The organism is Fertoeibacter niger (assembly GCF_009380135.2).
In the GTDB taxonomy this organism is placed as follows: Bacteria; Pseudomonadota; Alphaproteobacteria; order Rhodobacterales; family Rhodobacteraceae; genus Fertoeibacter; species Fertoeibacter niger.
Window position 1 is genome coordinate 125,206 of record NZ_WHUT02000009.1, and the last position, 15,238, is coordinate 140,443.

The 15,238-nt window shown below is 66.8% G+C and carries 14 protein-coding genes; 8 read left to right on the top strand and 6 right to left on the bottom strand.

The window, feature by feature from the left end:
* Positions 1-25 precede the first annotated feature (25 nt).
* Positions 26-229 (bottom strand): PLD nuclease N-terminal domain-containing protein, encoded by a 204-nt coding sequence (locus tag GEU84_RS15440; RefSeq protein ID WP_152827786.1) that lies wholly within the window; start codon positions 227-229, stop codon positions 26-28.
* A gap of 226 nt (positions 230-455) precedes the next feature.
* Here GEU84_RS15440 and GEU84_RS15445 point away from each other — a divergent pair, with 226 nt between their 5' ends.
* Positions 456-629: a DUF1328 domain-containing protein gene (locus GEU84_RS15445; protein ID WP_152827521.1), complete on the top strand. Its 174-nt coding sequence runs from the start codon at positions 456-458 to the stop codon at positions 627-629.
* Between the two features lie 172 nt (positions 630-801).
* On the opposite strand, the gene GEU84_RS21475 is transcribed toward GEU84_RS15445, so the two are convergent.
* On the bottom strand, positions 802-1,374 hold the full coding sequence (locus GEU84_RS21475; protein ID WP_174539913.1) for a PRC-barrel domain-containing protein: 573 nt from the start codon (positions 1,372-1,374) through the stop codon (positions 802-804).
* Between the two features lie 231 nt (positions 1,375-1,605).
* Between GEU84_RS21475 and GEU84_RS15455 the strand changes: the two genes are divergently transcribed.
* Together GEU84_RS15455 and GEU84_RS15460 are read left to right on the top strand one after the other, a co-directional pair.
* Complete coding sequence (locus GEU84_RS15455) at positions 1,606-2,217, top strand: sigma-70 family RNA polymerase sigma factor (RefSeq protein ID WP_338144816.1); 612 nt, start codon at positions 1,606-1,608, stop codon at positions 2,215-2,217.
* Positions 2,214-2,855: an NrsF family protein gene (locus GEU84_RS15460; RefSeq protein ID WP_152827515.1), complete on the top strand. Its 642-nt coding sequence runs from the start codon at positions 2,214-2,216 to the stop codon at positions 2,853-2,855. Before GEU84_RS15455 ends, GEU84_RS15460 begins: the two co-directional genes overlap by 4 nt.
* Positions 2,856-2,858: 3 nt before the next feature.
* Here GEU84_RS15460 and GEU84_RS15465 read toward each other — a convergent pair whose 3' ends face one another.
* On the bottom strand, positions 2,859-3,752 hold the full coding sequence (locus GEU84_RS15465) for a LysR family transcriptional regulator (protein WP_152827512.1): 894 nt from the start codon (positions 3,750-3,752) through the stop codon (positions 2,859-2,861).
* A gap of 107 nt (positions 3,753-3,859) precedes the next feature.
* Here GEU84_RS15465 and GEU84_RS15470 point away from each other — a divergent pair, with 107 nt between their 5' ends.
* From GEU84_RS15470 to amaB, 4 genes are all read left to right on the top strand, one after another.
* Positions 3,860-5,077, top strand: coding sequence for an acyl-CoA dehydrogenase (locus GEU84_RS15470; protein WP_152827510.1), 1,218 nt, complete (start codon positions 3,860-3,862; stop codon positions 5,075-5,077).
* Between the two features lie 237 nt (positions 5,078-5,314).
* A complete protein-coding gene (locus GEU84_RS15475; protein ID WP_152827508.1) occupies positions 5,315-7,495 on the top strand; it encodes a thiamine pyrophosphate-dependent enzyme in 2,181 nt (726 codons plus the stop codon).
* Positions 7,492-8,514 carry an ACP S-malonyltransferase gene (locus GEU84_RS15480; RefSeq protein WP_152827506.1) on the top strand — a complete coding sequence of 341 codons (1,023 nt, stop codon included), beginning with the start codon at positions 7,492-7,494 and terminating at the stop codon, positions 8,512-8,514. Before GEU84_RS15475 ends, GEU84_RS15480 begins: the two co-directional genes overlap by 4 nt.
* 18 nt (positions 8,515-8,532) lie before the next feature.
* A complete protein-coding gene (gene amaB, locus GEU84_RS15485; RefSeq protein ID WP_152827504.1) occupies positions 8,533-10,020 on the top strand; it encodes an L-piperidine-6-carboxylate dehydrogenase in 1,488 nt (495 codons plus the stop codon).
* Between the two features lie 45 nt (positions 10,021-10,065).
* On the opposite strand, the gene GEU84_RS15490 is transcribed toward amaB, so the two are convergent.
* The 3 genes from GEU84_RS15490 to GEU84_RS15500 form a co-directional block, all read right to left on the bottom strand.
* A complete protein-coding gene (locus tag GEU84_RS15490; protein ID WP_152827502.1) occupies positions 10,066-10,353 on the bottom strand; it encodes a DUF2218 domain-containing protein in 288 nt (95 codons plus the stop codon).
* 107 nt (positions 10,354-10,460) lie between these two features.
* Entirely contained in the window at positions 10,461-11,492 is a 1,032-nt protein-coding gene (locus GEU84_RS15495) for a helix-turn-helix domain-containing protein (RefSeq protein ID WP_152827500.1), read from the bottom strand.
* 31 nt (positions 11,493-11,523) lie between these two features.
* Positions 11,524-13,152 (bottom strand): MFS transporter, encoded by a 1,629-nt coding sequence (locus tag GEU84_RS15500; protein WP_174539914.1) that lies wholly within the window; start codon positions 13,150-13,152, stop codon positions 11,524-11,526.
* A gap of 270 nt (positions 13,153-13,422) precedes the next feature.
* Here GEU84_RS15500 and GEU84_RS15505 point away from each other — a divergent pair, with 270 nt between their 5' ends.
* Complete coding sequence (locus GEU84_RS15505; RefSeq protein ID WP_152827498.1) at positions 13,423-15,222, top strand: flavin-containing monooxygenase; 1,800 nt, start codon at positions 13,423-13,425, stop codon at positions 15,220-15,222.
* Positions 15,223-15,238 lie beyond the last annotated feature (16 nt).

Sequence of the window (15,238 nt, forward strand, 5' to 3'; positions counted from 1 at the left end):
ATGTCCCTTTCAACAGGAAGGCGGTTCAGATCCGGCGCGACACGGCGCGCGGGCCGAACAGCAGCCACAGAATGAAGCCCAGCACAGGCAGCAGGATGACCAGAAGCGACCACAGCACCTTGCGCCCGGTCGAGGCGGATGATCCGATGATCGACACCAGCGCCCACAGATCGAGGACAAGCACGATCATCCCGCCAAAGCCGCTGAGTTCGAACATCGACAGTTCCATCATCTGTTTGCCCTTCCGCGCAAGCGTGCCGGGAAGCTTGCCCGGCCGTCAGTCTTCGCCCCAGAAACGCGGCTGGCCGCACGCCGGTTCCCTGACGCGGCAAATTTCAGCCCCGGCGTGACAAAGGGGGCCAAGCGGGCCGGCCAGCCCCGGCGGGGGGGGAACAATTGGCAGCGGCGGAACGTTGCCCTGTTACAAATTGACAAAGACAGCAAAGGAGACTGGCATGCTGGGATGGTCCCTGACCTTTCTCGTCATCGCTCTGTTGGCAGCCAGCTTTGGCTTCGGGACCGTTGCCGGAACCTCGATGGCAATAGCGAAGATCATCTTCGTGGTGTTCCTCGCGTTGTTCCTGATCACCGTGATCGGGCGCAGCTTTCGCGACAGGCCCCCGTTCTGACACGCCGTTGTTGCCTTGGCAGCGTGATGGCCGCAGCAGCGCTGCGGCCTTTTTGTTGTCATGGCCCCGGGGCGTGTCGCCGCCGCCATCGCCCCTGTGCCGTGACCGGGACTTTGCCATGCAGAAAGGGCCCGCAGGTTGCGGGCCCTTTCGATTGTCAGGCCTGAGCCATTCAGCCTTCGTAGGTCGGCAGTTGTTCCAGCGCCTCCTGGGTCAGCGAGACATAGATCCGCAGTTCGTCACCCTCGGCAGCGCGCACCACCTGCATGTCCGGCAGGTTCAGCGCCACCGGTTTGGCACCGATGCCCAGAAAGCCGCCCACATCGACGATCGCGCTGGTCACCTGGCCATTCGCATCCAGCACCAGATCGGATACCGATCCGATCCATTCGTCATTGGCGTCATGCACCCGGGCACCCACCAGCGCCTCGGCGGTCATGTATTCCGGGCCAGCAGGCACGAAACCCTCGGGCAACGGCATGGTGGCTGCGCCATCGGTCGCCATCGTGTCGGCGGGGGCCATGCCATCGGCCGGCGCCATTTCTTCCGCAGGGGCCATTTCTTCCGCCGGTGCCATTTCCTCGGCCGGTGCCGTGTCGGTCATTGGCTCGTCGGTCATGGGTTCTGCCGGTGTGGCGGGCTGGGTCATCTCGGGCTCTGTCGCTGGCGGCGTGGGGGTGGTTTGCGCCAGGGCAGCCACCGAGGTGGCACCCACGATCATGGTGGAAAGCAAAAGCTGTTTCACGGGTATTCTCCTTGATATTTCAGCTTGATGCGTCGTTCTTCGCATGCCGGACAAACGCCCCGGCCCCCGCGCGGTTCCACCTTGGGTTGGATGACGGAGGGTCAATCGGCGGCAACCCGGCCCCTACCCAGCCACGCCGCCGGGTGCTAGCCTGCCCGCCAGAGCCACACACTTTCGTCAAAAGCCACCCGCAGCGTAACAATCCGCCCCGCCGAAACGTAAGGACTGCAAGTGACAGAACCGGAACAGGGAGCAGGCGTGCAGGGCGCAGGCCAAAGCACGGGAAACAGCAGCGGGCCACATGGCACCGAACAGCAATGGGCCACGTTGATGCGGGCGGCCAACCAGGGCGATGCCGTGGCCTATGCCGCATTGCTGCGGGCCCTGGCCCCCGTGCTGCGGAGCGTGATCCGGGCAAGGGGGGCCGATCTGGGGCCGGAAACCTGCGAGGACATCCTGCAGGATGTGCTGCTGGCCATCCATCTGAAGCGCCACACCTGGCGCGAGGATGAACCGCTGCGCCCCTGGCTGAATGCGCTGGCCCGCTACAAGGTGGTGGATGCCTTCCGCGCGCGGGGGCGGCGGATGACGATTCCGCTGGAGCAGTTCAACGATGTGCTGGTGGCGGAAGACGCCGTGGACCCGGCGCAGCGCCGCGACGTGCTGACGATGATCGCTGCATTGGATGCCCGGTCGGCCGACATCGTGCGCGCCATCGGGCTGGAGGGTGCCACGATCCGCGAAACCGGCACGCGGCTGGAGATGACCGAAGGGGCCGTGCGCGTGGCCCTGCACCGTGCGCTGAAACGGCTGGCCCGGTTGCGCGAAAGGATGATGGAATGACGACCGAAGCCCTGATTGCCACCCTTGCCGCAGATGCCCCCACGGGGCCGGGGCTGCGCCTGCGGCTATGGCGCTGGCTGCTGCCCGGCCTGCCTGTGGCGGGGCTGGCGATGATTGGCGCACTGGCCCTGTCGCTGGGCTTGCGCGACGGGCTGTGGGCGGTGCTGGCCTCGCCCGTGCTGGGCAAGGCGCTGCTGCCTCTGGCGATAGCGGCTGCGGCGCTGCTGGCCGCGCTGCGCCTGTCCCGCCCTCTGGCCCCCGCGCCGGGGTCGACATTGCCTGCCCTGCTGGCACTGCTGGTGGTGGCGCTGCTGGCGGTGACGCTGGCGCAGACACCGCCCTCCGGCTGGCTGGCGGCAGCCACCGGCCCCAGCATCCCTGTCTGTCTGTTGACCATACCGTTGCTGGCGCTGCTGCCCATGGCCGTTCTGCTGGCCGCGTTGCGGCAGGGTGCCAGTCTTGACCCCGCGCGCACGGGGCGCATGGCCGGGCTGGCGGCGGGCGGGCTGGCGGCGGCCGTCTATGCGCTGCACTGCCCCGAGGATAGTCCGTTGTTCTTTGTTATCTGGTATGGCCTTGGCGTGGTGATCGCGGGCGAGATCGGCCGCCGCGCCGGTGCCCGTGCGTTGCGCTGGTAACGTCTACAACCCCGCGCATTCTGCCGCCAGCCAGTCACGGAACGCCGCCAGGGGCGCGGGGTCTCCACGACCCTCGGGCCAGACCAGATGGTAGCTGCCGCCACCCGGCACCGCATCGCCGAAGGCCCGCACCAGGATGCCGTCAGCCAGCGCCGGACCGGCCAGAAAGGCGGGCAGCAGGGCTACGCCTATGCCGTGGATCGCCGCCTGCATCATCGTTGCGAACTGGTCAAAGACCATGCCGCGCGGGGCGCTGCCCGCTGCCCCGTGGTGGTCCAGCCAGACCTGCCAGGCCTGCGGCCGGGTTTCGAGTTGCAGCAACGGCAGGCCCGGCAGATCGCCCGCCCGCGCCACCGCATGCCGGGCCAGAAACTCCGGCGAGCATACGGCGATGACCCGTTCATGAAACAGCGTCAGATGTTCGGCACGGGGCCAGGTGGGGCCACCGAAATGGATCGCCGCATCAAAACCCTCGGCCTCGAAATCGAAAGGGCGCAGCCGGGTGGCCAGATTAATGGTGATACCGGGGTTCTGCTTCAGAAACCCGGGCAGGCGCGGGGCCAGCCAATGCGTGCCGAAAGTGGGCAGGATCGCCAGCGCCAGCGTGCCACCACCCGGGCTGGCGGTCAGGCGCAGCGTGGCGCGCCCGATGGCATCCAGCCCGCGGCGGATATCCTCGGCATAGGCCAGCGCGGCATCTGTCGGATGCAGCCGCTTGCGCTGGCGCAGAAACAGCGGCGTGCCAAGCTGCGCCTCCAGGCTTTGCACCAGGCGGCTGACGGTGCCTTGGGTCAGGTTCAGCTCGCGCGCGGCGGCGACGGTGCTGCCGGTGCGGATGACCGCCTCGAAGGCCTGCAACAGGCTCAGCGATGGCAGATAGCGGCGGGCAAAGGCCATATATGCGTTTCCTGCATGATCTGGTGCAAAAATAGGGTTATTCTGCCGCTGACGAAAGCGATATATGCAGCCATCGCCCGATGCGCGCCCGCAGAACCGAGGAAGCCATGAAAGACCAAGCCCTTTCGCCCAAAGACGCCCCCGACCTTGGCCGTTTCGACTGGACTGACCCGTTCCGGCTGGAAGATCAGCTGTCGGAAGAGGAACGCATGCTGCGCGACGGCGCGCGGGCCTATGCGCAGGAAAAGCTGCAACCCCGGGTGACGCAGGCCTACCGCGAGGAATCGACCGATCCCGGCATCTTTGCCGAAATGGGCAGCATGGGTCTTTTGGGCGTGACGGTGCCCGAGGCCTATGGCGGGCTGGGCGCATCCTACGTCGCTTACGGCCTGATCGCGCGTGAGGTGGAGCGGGTGGACAGCGGCTATCGTTCGATGATGTCGGTGCAATCCAGCCTGGTGATGTATCCGATCTATGCCTATGGGTCCGAAGCGCAGCGCCGCAAATACCTGCCGGGGCTGGCGGCGGGCACGCTGATCGGCTGTTTCGGCCTGACAGAGCCCGACGCGGGGTCCGACCCTGCGGGGATGAAGACAGTGGCCCGGAAAACCGCCGATGGCTATGTGCTGAACGGCGCAAAGATGTGGATATCCAATTCGCCCATCGCCGATGTCTTCGTGGTCTGGGCGAAATCCGAGGCGCATGGCGGCAAGATCCGCGGTTTCGTGCTGGAAAAGGGTATGGCGGGCCTGACGACGCCCAAGATCGCGGGCAAGCTGAGCCTGCGCGCCTCGATCACCGGCGAGATCGTGATGAGCGATGTGGCCGTGGGCGAGGATGCGCTGCTGCCGGGGGTGGAGGGGCTGAAAGGCCCGTTCGGCTGCCTGAACCGGGCGCGCTATGGCATTTCCTGGGGGGTGCTGGGGGCGGCCGAATTCTGCATGCAGGCCGCGCGCCAGTATGGCCTTGATCGCAAGCAGTTCGGCAAACCCCTGGCGCAGACCCAGCTATACCAGTTGAAACTGGCCAACATGATGACCGACATCAGCCTTGGCCTGCAAGCCAGCCTGCGGGTGGGCCGGTTGCTGGATGAGGCGAATGCCGCGCCTGAGATGATTTCCATCATCAAGCGCAACAACTGCGGCAAGGCGCTGGAGGCCGCGCGCCACGCCCGCGACATGCATGGCGGCAACGGCATTCAGGAGGATTACCAGATCATGCGCCACATGGTGAACCTGGAGACGGTGAACACCTATGAGGGCACGCATGATGTGCATGCGCTGATCCTGGGGCGTGCCATCACCGGGTTGCAGGCGTTTTTCTGACACAGAAACCCACTGGCTTTCATCTTGGCCGAAATATCCTCGCCGAAGGCCAGCGACGCCAGCCGGGGGTGCCGCCCTCGGGGGCATCGAGCCCCGCTCGGCCGGCATTGCCATGGAACAACCGGCAAAGCGGGCGCTGGTGGCCGCTGTGGAGGCCTCCGGCGGGGATACTTGACGACAGAAAATGCGGGGGGTGGCTGCCCGTGCCCCCCCTGACTGCTGCCCTTGGGAGGGTCGATGCCCCGTTCACTGATCGTTCATGAGAGTTTTCTTGCCCGGGTGGCTGCGCGTGACTTTCCTAGGGGTGCCGCGCCCGCGCCCGGGTTGAGCCCTGCCGAGGCGGTGGCGCTGCTTCGCGCGCAATGCCTGAGCCGCGCACTGGACCGGACCAGCCGGGCGATGCAGAAAGCAGGGCAAGGGTTTTACACCATCGGCTCGTCAGGGCATGAGGGGATGGCGGCGGTGGCGCATGCCTTGCGGCCCAGCGACATGGCGTTTCTGCACTACCGCGATGCGGCGTTCCAGATTGCACGGGCCGCGCAGGTGCCCGGGCAGTCGATTGCCTGGGATATGCTCTTGTCCTTTGCCGCGTCATCCGAAGACCCGATTTCGGGCGGGCGGCACAAGGTGCTGGGGTCACGCGCGCTGATGATCCCGCCGCAGACCTCGACCATCGCATCGCACCTGCCAAAGGCGGTGGGGGCGGCCTATTCCATCGGGCTGGCAAAGCGCCGCCCGCCGGAACATCGCGCCTTGCCCGAGGATGCGATCATCGCCTGTTCCTTTGGCGATGCCTCGGCCAACCATTCCACCGCGCAGGGGGCGTTCAACACCGCCGCATGGACGGCCTATCAATCCATCCCCCTGCCCCTGCTGTTCATCTGCGAGGACAATGGCATCGGCATCTCCACCAAGACGCCGAAGGGCTGGATTGCCGCCAGTTTCGCACAGCGCCCCGGGTTGCGGTATTTCAGCGCCGACGGGCTGGATCTTTATGCCGCATATGCCGTGGCCAAGGAGGCCGCCGACTGGGTGCGCCACCGCAGGAAGCCCGCCTTCCTGCATCTGCGCACCATCCGGCTTTACGGCCATGCCGGGGCCGACCTGCCCACCACCTATCTGCCGCGCGAGGAGGTGGAGGCCGAAGAGGCGCAAGACCCGCTGCTGCATTCGGTGCGCCTGCTGGATGCGGCGGGGGCACTGACCCCCGATGCGGCGCTGGCGATCTATACCGAAACGCTGGAGCGGGTGGAGCGGATCTCGGCCGAAGCTGTCACGCGGCCCCGCCTGCAAACAGCCAGGGATGTGATGGCGGCGATCATTCCGCCAAAGCGCCCCTGTGCGCCGACCAACGGCCCGACGCCCGAGGCGCGGGCCGACGTGTTCGGCAGCGACATGAAGCAGATGGACGACCCGCAGCCGATGAGCCGGATCATCAACTGGGCGATCACCGATCTGATGCTGGAGCATGGCGAGATTGTCATGATGGGCGAGGATGTGGGCCGCAAGGGTGGTGTCTATGGCGTGACGCAGAAGGTGCAGTCGCGGTTCGGGCCTGACCGGGTGATTGATACATTGCTGGACGAGCAGAGCATTCTGGGGCTGGCCATCGGCATGGCGCATAACGGATTCATTCCCATGCCCGAGATCCAGTTTCTGGCCTATCTGCACAATGCCGAGGACCAGTTGCGCGGCGAGGCGGCGACGCTGCCGTTTTTCTCGAACGGGCAGTTCTCGAACCCGATGGTGCTGCGGATTGCCGGGCTGGGCTATCAGAAGGGCTTTGGCGGGCATTTCCACAATGACAATTCGGTGGCGGTGCTGCGCGACATTCCGGGGGTGATCCTGGCCTGCCCGTCGACCGGGGCCGAGGCCGCGATGATGCTGCGCGAATGCGTGCGGCTGGCACGCGAGGAGCAGCGCGTGGTGGTGTTTCTGGAACCCATCGCGCTTTATCCGATGCGCGATCTGCTGGCGGAGAAGGATGGCGGCTGGATGACACGCTATCCGGCGCCCGACCGGCGGATCGGGTTGGGCGAGGTGGGCGTGCAAGGCGCGGGGCATGATCTGGCGATTGTCACCTATGGCAACGGGCATTACCTGTCGCGGCAGGCCGAGGGCGATCTGCGCGCGGCGGGGATCGACCTGCGCATCATCGACCTGCGGTGGCTGTCGCCCTTGCCCGAGGCGGCTATGCTGGCGGCGGTAGAGGGCTGTGCCGCGGTGCTGGTGGTGGATGAATGTCGCCGCTCTGGCGGGCCGGCCGAAGGCATCATGGCCTTGCTGCACGAGGCGGGGCACCGGGCGGTGCGCGTCACGTCAGAGGACAGTTTCATTGCCACCGGCCCGGCATATGCCGCCAGCATGCCCTCACGCGACAGCATCATCGCGGCGGCAAGGGCGCTGGTGCAGGCATGAGGCGTGCAGTGGTCATCTGCCCGGGGCGGGGCACCTATACGAAAACCGAACTGGGGTCATTGGCCCGGCTGCACCCCGACAAGGCCGCGCTGTTTGCGGGCTTTGACCGGCAGCGTGCGGCATTGGGGCAAGAGACTTTGGCGGCGCTGGACATGGCCGCCAGCTATTCCGTGGCGCGGCACACGCGCGGCGACAATGCCAGCGCGCTGATCTATGCGGCGACATTGGCGGATTTCCAAAGCCTGCGCGATGTGCAGGTTGTGGCCGTCACCGGCAATTCGATGGGCTGGTATTCGGCGCTGGCCTGTGGCGGGGCGCTGACGGCGGATGACGGGTTCCGGGTGGTCAACACCATGGGCACGCTGATGCAACAGGCGCTGATCGGCGGGCAGGTGGTGCAGCCGTTCATGGGCGATGACTGGGCCCCAACTGTGTCCCGCCGTGATGCGCTGCTGGCGCTGGTGGCTGACATCGGGAAAAGGCCCGGCCGGGTGCTGGGCCTGTCGATCAACCTGGGCGGCATGCTGGTGCTGGCGGGCAATGCCGAAGGGCTGGCGGATTTCGAGGCTGCCGTGCCACCCGAGGGCCGCTTTCCGATGCGGCTGGCCAACCATGCCGCGTTTCACACCGCGCTTCAGGCCCCGGTTGCGGAAAAGGGGCGCGCGGCCCTGCCGCCTGCCCTGTTCCGCCAGCCCGACCTGCCGCTGATCGACGGGCGTGGTGCGATCTGGTGGCCGCATGCCAGCGACACCCACGCGCTGAGGGATTACACCTTGGGCCATCAGGTGACGGAACCCTATGATTTCACCCGTGCCATCATCGTGGCCGCGCGCGATTTCGCGCCCGATCTGTTCATCGTCACCGGCCCCGGCACCACGCTGGGGGGCGCGGTGGCGCAATCCTTGATCCTGGGCCAATGGCGTGGGATGCAGGGCAAGGCCGATTTCCAGACCGTGCAGGCCGCGCAGCCGATCCTTGTCGCCATGGGGCGCGACGATCAGCGCGGGCTTGTGACCTGACACCTTGAAAGGACCAACATGACCGACCTGTTCGCAGCCCTTGACCTGACCGCACCCGAGATCACCGGCGGCACGCTGCCCGTGCGTTCGCCCATTGACGGCGCGGTGATTGCCCATGTGCATGAAACCCCGCTGGGTGACATGCCCGCCGTGATTGCCCGGTCGCAGGTTGCCTTCAGGGCGTGGCGCGAGGTGCCTGCCCCGCGCCGCGGCGAGCTGGTGCGCCTGCTGGGCGAGGAGCTGCGCAAGGCCAAGGCTGAACTGGGGGCGCTGGTCACGCTGGAGGCGGGCAAGATCACCTCGGAAGGCCTTGGCGAAGTGCAGGAGATGATCGACATCTGCGATTTCGCGGTGGGCCAGTCGCGGCAATTGTATGGCCTGACGATTGCATCCGAACGCCCCGGCCACCGGATGATGGAAAGCTGGCATCCGGTGGGGCCGGTGGCGGTGATCTCGGCCTTCAACTTTCCGGTGGCGGTCTGGTCGTGGAACGCGGCGCTGGCGCTGGTTTGCGGCGATCCGGTGATCTGGAAACCGTCCGAGAAAACGCCCCTGACGGCGATGGCCTCGATGAAGATCATGCAGCGCGCGCTGGCCCGGTTTGGCGATGCGCCCGAAGGGCTGGTGCAACTGGTGATCGGCGGTGCTGCGGTGGGTGATGCGCTGGTGACATCAAGGGATATTCCGGTGGTGTCGGCCACGGGATCGACCCGCATGGGGCGGATCGTGGGGCCGAAAGTGGCGGAACGTTTCGGGCGGTCGATCCTCGAACTGGGCGGCAACAACGCGATGATCGTGGCGCCTTCGGCCGATCTGGACATGGCGGTGCGGGCCATCGTGTTTTCTGCGGTGGGCACGGCGGGGCAACGCTGCACATCCTTGCGCCGGCTGATCGTGCATCATTCGATCCGGGCTGGGCTGGTGGAAAAGCTGGCCCGCGCCTATGCCAGCCTGCCCATCGGTGATCCGCGCGCGGTGGGCACGCTGGTGGGGCCGCTGTTGGACATGGCCGCTCGCGATGCGATGCTGGCGGCGCTGGATCAGGCGCACGCCGAGGGTGGAACGGTGCATGGCGGCGTGGCGGTGGATGCTGTGGCGGGCGGGGCCTATGTGACTCCGGCGATTGCCGACATGCCGGGGCAAACGGCGATCGTGTGCGAGGAAACCTTTGCGCCGATCCTGTATGTCATGGGCTATGACACGCTGGATCAGGCGATTGCGATGCAAAACGATGTGCCGCAGGGGCTGTCATCCTGCATCTTCACGCTGAACATGCGTGAGGCGGGGGCGTTTCTGAATGCCGCCGGGTCGGATTGCGGCATTGCCAATGTGAACATCGGGCCTTCGGGGGCCGAAATCGGTGGGGCTTTTGGCGGCGAAAAGGAAACCGGCGGCGGGCGCGAAAGCGGGTCGGATGCCTGGAAAGGCTATATGCGGCGGCAGACCAATACGGTGAACTATTCCGACGCGCTGCCGCTGGCGCAGGGGGTCAGGTTCGACTTCTGACGCAGGCTTGGGGTGGGGCCGCAGCATCGGCCCCACCCGCCACGCTCAGGCGGTTTCGCGCTGCCAGTCAAACACCAGTTCCTCGCGGAAGGCGAAGCGTTCCAGATGCGACTGGATCACGCCTTCCATGCGTTCCAGATCATCCGCCCCGGCCTCGACAGTGATGGTCAGCGTGGTGGCATCCGCCGTCATGCGGCATGTGCCGAAGGGAAAGCTGATGCTGCCCGCCTCGGGGGTGAAATCGACCGGAATCTTGTGGCCGAAATGCTTGCAAAGCTGTTGCAGATAGCTTTGCGCCTTGGGGGTTGCGATGTCGGTGCGCGACAGGGGCATGGGATACTCCGGCATTTGCGGGGGATGGCTGGCGGGTTGGCGCACTGGCTGGCAGCATCTTGCGGCTTTTGCCGCCGGGGTGCCAGAGCGAAAACGCGGGCGACGCCTTACAGCCGCGCCGCCCAGAGGCGGAAACGGCCCTGCCCCGTCACCTCGCGGATCAGCCCCAGCGCCACCAGCCGGTCAAGGTTGCGCTGAACGGCGGCGCGGGATGCGCCGGTTTCCGACTCGGCCAAGGGTGCCGACACCATCGGCCAGCGCGCCAGTGCCGCGATCAGCAGCGGCGGTGTGCGGCCTGAAAGGTCAGCCGTGGCCGAGGCTGCCCGCGCCTGCCAGTCATCCAACCGGTCCAGCAGCCGCAGGGCGGCGAAACAGGCCTGTTCCACCCCGCCATACCAGCGCGCCAGCCGCTCGGCAGGGGTTCCGCCGGGGCGCAGGGCGGCACTGCCGCCCGTTGCCAGCGGCAGAAAGGGCAGGCCACCCCGCCCGTCCGCCGCACCCAGCCGTGCCGCGATCACCGCCGCCTCGATCCGCGCGGCGGCCCCGGCATGGCCCGCCATCGCCCAGCCGTGAAACACCAGCGCCGCCGCACTGACCGGGTGCAGGCCTTCGGTCGCATCCGCCATATCCTGCCAGTCGCCCAGCCAGTCGGGCGCGGCCCCATCCTGCCGGCCCAGCCCGTCCTGCCTGGCCAGAAAGGCGGCAAGCCCAGCCTCGGGCCCCGGCCCGCCACCCAGACGGCGCAGCGCCCAGCCCGCGCGGGCCAGCGCCTGCGCATCATCCTGCACGCCGTCCAGCCGCAGCGCCACCCACAGCGCCAGCCTGTCAACCGTCACCCGGTCGCCCGACCACCAGCTGAACTCTGCCGCCTCCAGCAGGGCCAACCGGTCGCGCTGGCCCTGTGGGGCGCGGCGCAACCGTTCGTCCAGCGCGCCGAACCGCGCGGCGGTGCGGGCCAGACCGGCGGCCTGCGCAGCCTCGGCCGCGCGCCATTCCTGCGGGGCCAGCAGGGGCCTGCGATCGGCCACCGGCAGCGGCGGGGCCAAAGGGTCATCCTCGGGCGGGCCGGGCAGAAACCACAGATCGGCCTCGGCGGGGCCGTCATCATCGGGCGGAACAGAGACGGGATGGCGGGTCATCGCCAATCCCTAGCATATCGCGCGGATGATTTCACGGCACATCCGGGAAGGGTTTCAGCGGCATGTCATCGACCAAGGGCACGGTCTGACGCTCGATCATCCGGTGCACGCGCGGCTTTTCCGGGCCCATGTGCAGCGCCAGCAGACGCTCATGCACAACGGCATCCGCCTTTGTGCGCCGCAGGTTGTGGCGCACATATTCGGCCCAGGTGGCCACATGATAGCTTTCGGTCCAGAGGTCGGGCTGTTCCAGATCACGCAGCAGCACCCATTGCCCGGCCCCGTCGCGGATGCGGATGCGCCGCCGGTCGGCCATGGCGGCCAGAAAGGCCGGCACATTTTCCTGCGCCACCTGGTAATCCACCATCACCATGATCGGGCCTGACCGCGCCCGGATGTCCAGCCGCAGCGCAGGCTCGCTGAAGCGGTTCAGCGGGTCGAGGTTCAGAGCGCCAAATTCCGGCAGCGCCAGCCACAGCCCCGCCAGCGCACCAAGGCCCAGCGTGGCGGCGGCGATCATCAGCGCCACACCCGCCCCATGGGCATCCGCCACCTGCCCCCAGACCGCCGACCCCGCCGCCATGCCGCCAAAGGTGGCGGTCTGGTACAGCGCCAACGCCCGCCCCACCACCCAGCGCGGGGTGGAAAGCTGCACCGTCACGTTGAAAAGCGACAGCGACAGCACCCAGGCGGCCCCGGCGGGCAGCAGGCACAGCCCCGCCAGCCACAGGCTGTCGCTGAACGCCAGACACAGCGCCGCCAGCCCGAACACCAGGAAGGCGCTGCGCACGATATGCTCGTTGCTGAACCGCTCGCGCAGGCGGGCGTTCAGAAAGGCCCCGCCGATGGCCCCCAGCCCGAAACAGCCCAGCAAGATGCCATAGGCCTGCGCCCCGCCCCCCACCTGATCGCGCGCCACCAGCGGCAGCAGGGCCAGCACGCAGATGGCCGACACGCCGAACAGGAACCCCCGCAGCATCACGCGCAGCAGGTTGGGCGACATGGCGACATAGCGCAGACCGGCGGCGATGGCGCCGCCAAAGGCCTCGCGCGGCAATGTGCCGGGCATGTGCGGAGATTTCCAGCGGGCCAGCGCAACGATGAACGGCAGATAGCTGACCGCATTGATGGCAAAGGCCACAGCCGCCCCTCCCGCCGCGACAATGGCCCCACCTGCGGCGGGGCCCACGCTGCGCATCAGGTTGAAGCCCATCGAATTCAGCGCCACCGCCGCCGGCAGATCGGCCTTGGGCACCAGATCTCCCATCGAGGCCTGCCATGACGGGTTGTTCAGCGCGGTGCCCAGCCCGATCAGAAAGGTGAAGCCCAGCAAAAGCCAGGGCGTCAGCAGCCCCATCCAGGCACTGACGGCAAGCCCGATCGAGGCCAGCAGCATGAAGCCTTGCGCCAGCAACATGATGCGCCGCCGGTCGAAATTGTCGGCCAGCGCCCCGGCGGGCAGCGAGAACAGCATGATCGGCAATGTGGTTGACGCCTGCACCAGCGCGATCATCACGGGCGAGGTGGTCAGCGTGGTCATCATCCAGCCCGCGCCCACCGCCTGCACCAGACCGCCAAAGTTGGATACCAGCGTGGCCGACCACAGCCCCCGGAACCCCGGATGCCGGAACGGGGCCAAAGCAGATGCGCGCTGCGGCACGTCAGAGCCTTTCCGTGTTCATCCTTGCAGGGATAGGGGGGTGTGGGGCCAGTGGCAAGGCATCACGCGCCGGATCGGCGGGTTTCGGAACCGGGGCCTTTCGCCGGTCACGATGGGCCTTTTGCGGCAGTTTCACCGACGGCAGGGGCGATTCTGCACGCCAAGCGCGACCAAAGTAGGCCGTGGCCCCTGCGCTTGCCGCGCGGAAAGCAGTTCGTCAATCCGCCCCGCTGCCGCACACTGGCCCAAGGGAGACTGAGGGAGGACAGAATGCTGGATACCACGCCGACCGATCAGGTCACGGCGATCCTGAATGATTTCGGGGCCGCGCTGGAGGCGGGCGACATCGCCCGCGCGACCGCAATGTTTCAGGATGACTGCTATTGGCGCGACCTTGTGACATTCACCTGGAACATCGCCACGCTGGAAGGCCGCGATGCGATTGCCGCGATGCTGGCCGCGCAACTGGCCCAGACCGCACCCTCTGGCTGGCGCATCGCCGAGGGCGAAGTGGCCACCGAGGATGGCGGCGTGACAACGGCCTGGATCAGCTTCGAGACGGCGGTGGCGCGTGGCCATGGGCTGATCCGGCTGAAAAACGGGCTGATCTGGACGCTGCTGACCACGATGGTCGAGCTGAAGGGCCACGAGGAACCGCTGGGCTTTGCCCGCCCGCTGGGGGCCAAACATGGCGCAGGCAAGCACCGCCCAAGCTGGAAAGAGGAACGCGAGGCCGAGGCGCGCGATCTGGGCTATGCGACGCAGCCCTATGTGGTGATCATCGGCGGCGGGCAGGGCGGCATTGCGCTGGGGGCGCGCCTGCGGCAGTTGAACGTGCCCACCATCATTCTGGAAAAGAACGACCGCCCCGGTGACAGCTGGCGCAACCGCTACAAATCGCTCTGCCTGCATGATCCGGTCTGGTATGACCATCTGCCCTACCTGCCCTTCCCGCCGAACTGGCCGGTCTTTGCGCCCAAGGACAAGATCGGCGACTGGCTGGAAATGTATACCAAGATCATGGAGCTGAACTACTGGACGCGGACCACCTGCAAACAGGCGTCCTTTGACGAGGCGACGGACGAATGGACGGTGGTGGTGGACCGCGACGGGCAAGAGGTGGTGCTGCGGCCAAAGCAGCTTGTGCTGGCCACCGGCATGTCGGCCAAGGCGAACCTGCCGAATTATCCGGGGATGGACCGTTTCAGGGGCGACCAGCATCATTCCAGCAAACACCCCGGCCCCGACGCCTACAGGGGCAAGCGCGCGGTGGTGATCGGGTCGAACAACTCGGCCCATGACATCTGCGCGGCACTGTGGGAAAACGATGTGGATGTGACGATGGTGCAGCGGTCCACCACCCATATCGTGCGGTCCGACAGCCTGATGGAGATCGGTCTGGGCGGGCTTTATTCCGAACAGGCGGTGCGCGGCGGCATGACCACCGACAAGGCCGACCTGATCTTTGCCAGCCTGCCCTACCGCATCTTGCATGAGTTCCAGATACCGCTTTATGACCAGATGCGCGAAAGGGACGCCGATTTCTACGCCGGGCTGGAAAAGGCCGGGTTCCGGCTGGACTGGGGCGATGACGGATCGGGCCTGTTCATGAAATACCTGCGGCGCGGGTCGGGTTATTACATTGACGTGGGGGCCAGCCAGCTGATCATCGACGGCAAGATCAAGCTGGCGCATGGGCAGGTGAAGGAGATCACCGAAACCGGTGTGCTGCTGGAGGATGGCACCGAACTGCCCGCCGATGTGATCGTCTATGCCACCGGATACGGTTCAATGAACGGCTGGGCGGCGGATCTGATCGGGCAGGATGTGGCCGACAAGGTGGGCAAATGCTGGGGGCTTGGGTCAGCCACCACCAAAGACCCCGGGCCCTGGGTGGGCGAGCAGCGCAACATGTGGAAGCCCACGAAACAGCCGGCGCTGTGGTTTCACGGCGGCAACCTGCACCAGTCGCGGCATTATTCGCAATTCCTGTCGCTGCAACTGAAGGCGCGGATGGAGGGGATTGCCACCCCGGTTTACGGCATGCCCGAAACCTATCATCTGGGCTGAGGGCTGGCGGGTGTGG

What these genes read in the sequence shown, in the direction of transcription:
- GEU84_RS15475 (WP_152827508.1), top strand. Translation starts at nt 5,315, where the DNA reads ATGCCCCGTTCACTGATCGTTCATGAGAGTTTTCTTGCCCGGGTGGCT.
- GEU84_RS15505 (WP_152827498.1), top strand. Translation starts at nt 13,423, where the DNA reads ATGCTGGATACCACGCCGACCGATCAGGTCACGGCGATCCTGAATGAT.
- GEU84_RS15465 (WP_152827512.1), bottom strand. Translation starts at nt 3,752, where the DNA reads ATGGCCTTTGCCCGCCGCTATCTGCCATCGCTGAGCCTGTTGCAGGCC.
- GEU84_RS15460 (WP_152827515.1), top strand. Translation starts at nt 2,214, where the DNA reads ATGACGACCGAAGCCCTGATTGCCACCCTTGCCGCAGATGCCCCCACG.
- GEU84_RS15445 (WP_152827521.1), top strand. Translation starts at nt 456, where the DNA reads ATGCTGGGATGGTCCCTGACCTTTCTCGTCATCGCTCTGTTGGCAGCC.
- amaB (WP_152827504.1), top strand. Translation starts at nt 8,533, where the DNA reads ATGACCGACCTGTTCGCAGCCCTTGACCTGACCGCACCCGAGATCACC.
- GEU84_RS15490 (WP_152827502.1), bottom strand. Translation starts at nt 10,353, where the DNA reads ATGCCCCTGTCGCGCACCGACATCGCAACCCCCAAGGCGCAAAGCTAT.
- GEU84_RS15470 (WP_152827510.1), top strand. Translation starts at nt 3,860, where the DNA reads ATGAAAGACCAAGCCCTTTCGCCCAAAGACGCCCCCGACCTTGGCCGT.
- GEU84_RS15495 (WP_152827500.1), bottom strand. Translation starts at nt 11,492, where the DNA reads ATGACCCGCCATCCCGTCTCTGTTCCGCCCGATGATGACGGCCCCGCC.
- GEU84_RS15480 (WP_152827506.1), top strand. Translation starts at nt 7,492, where the DNA reads ATGAGGCGTGCAGTGGTCATCTGCCCGGGGCGGGGCACCTATACGAAA.
- GEU84_RS15440 (WP_152827786.1), bottom strand. Translation starts at nt 229, where the DNA reads ATGGAACTGTCGATGTTCGAACTCAGCGGCTTTGGCGGGATGATCGTG.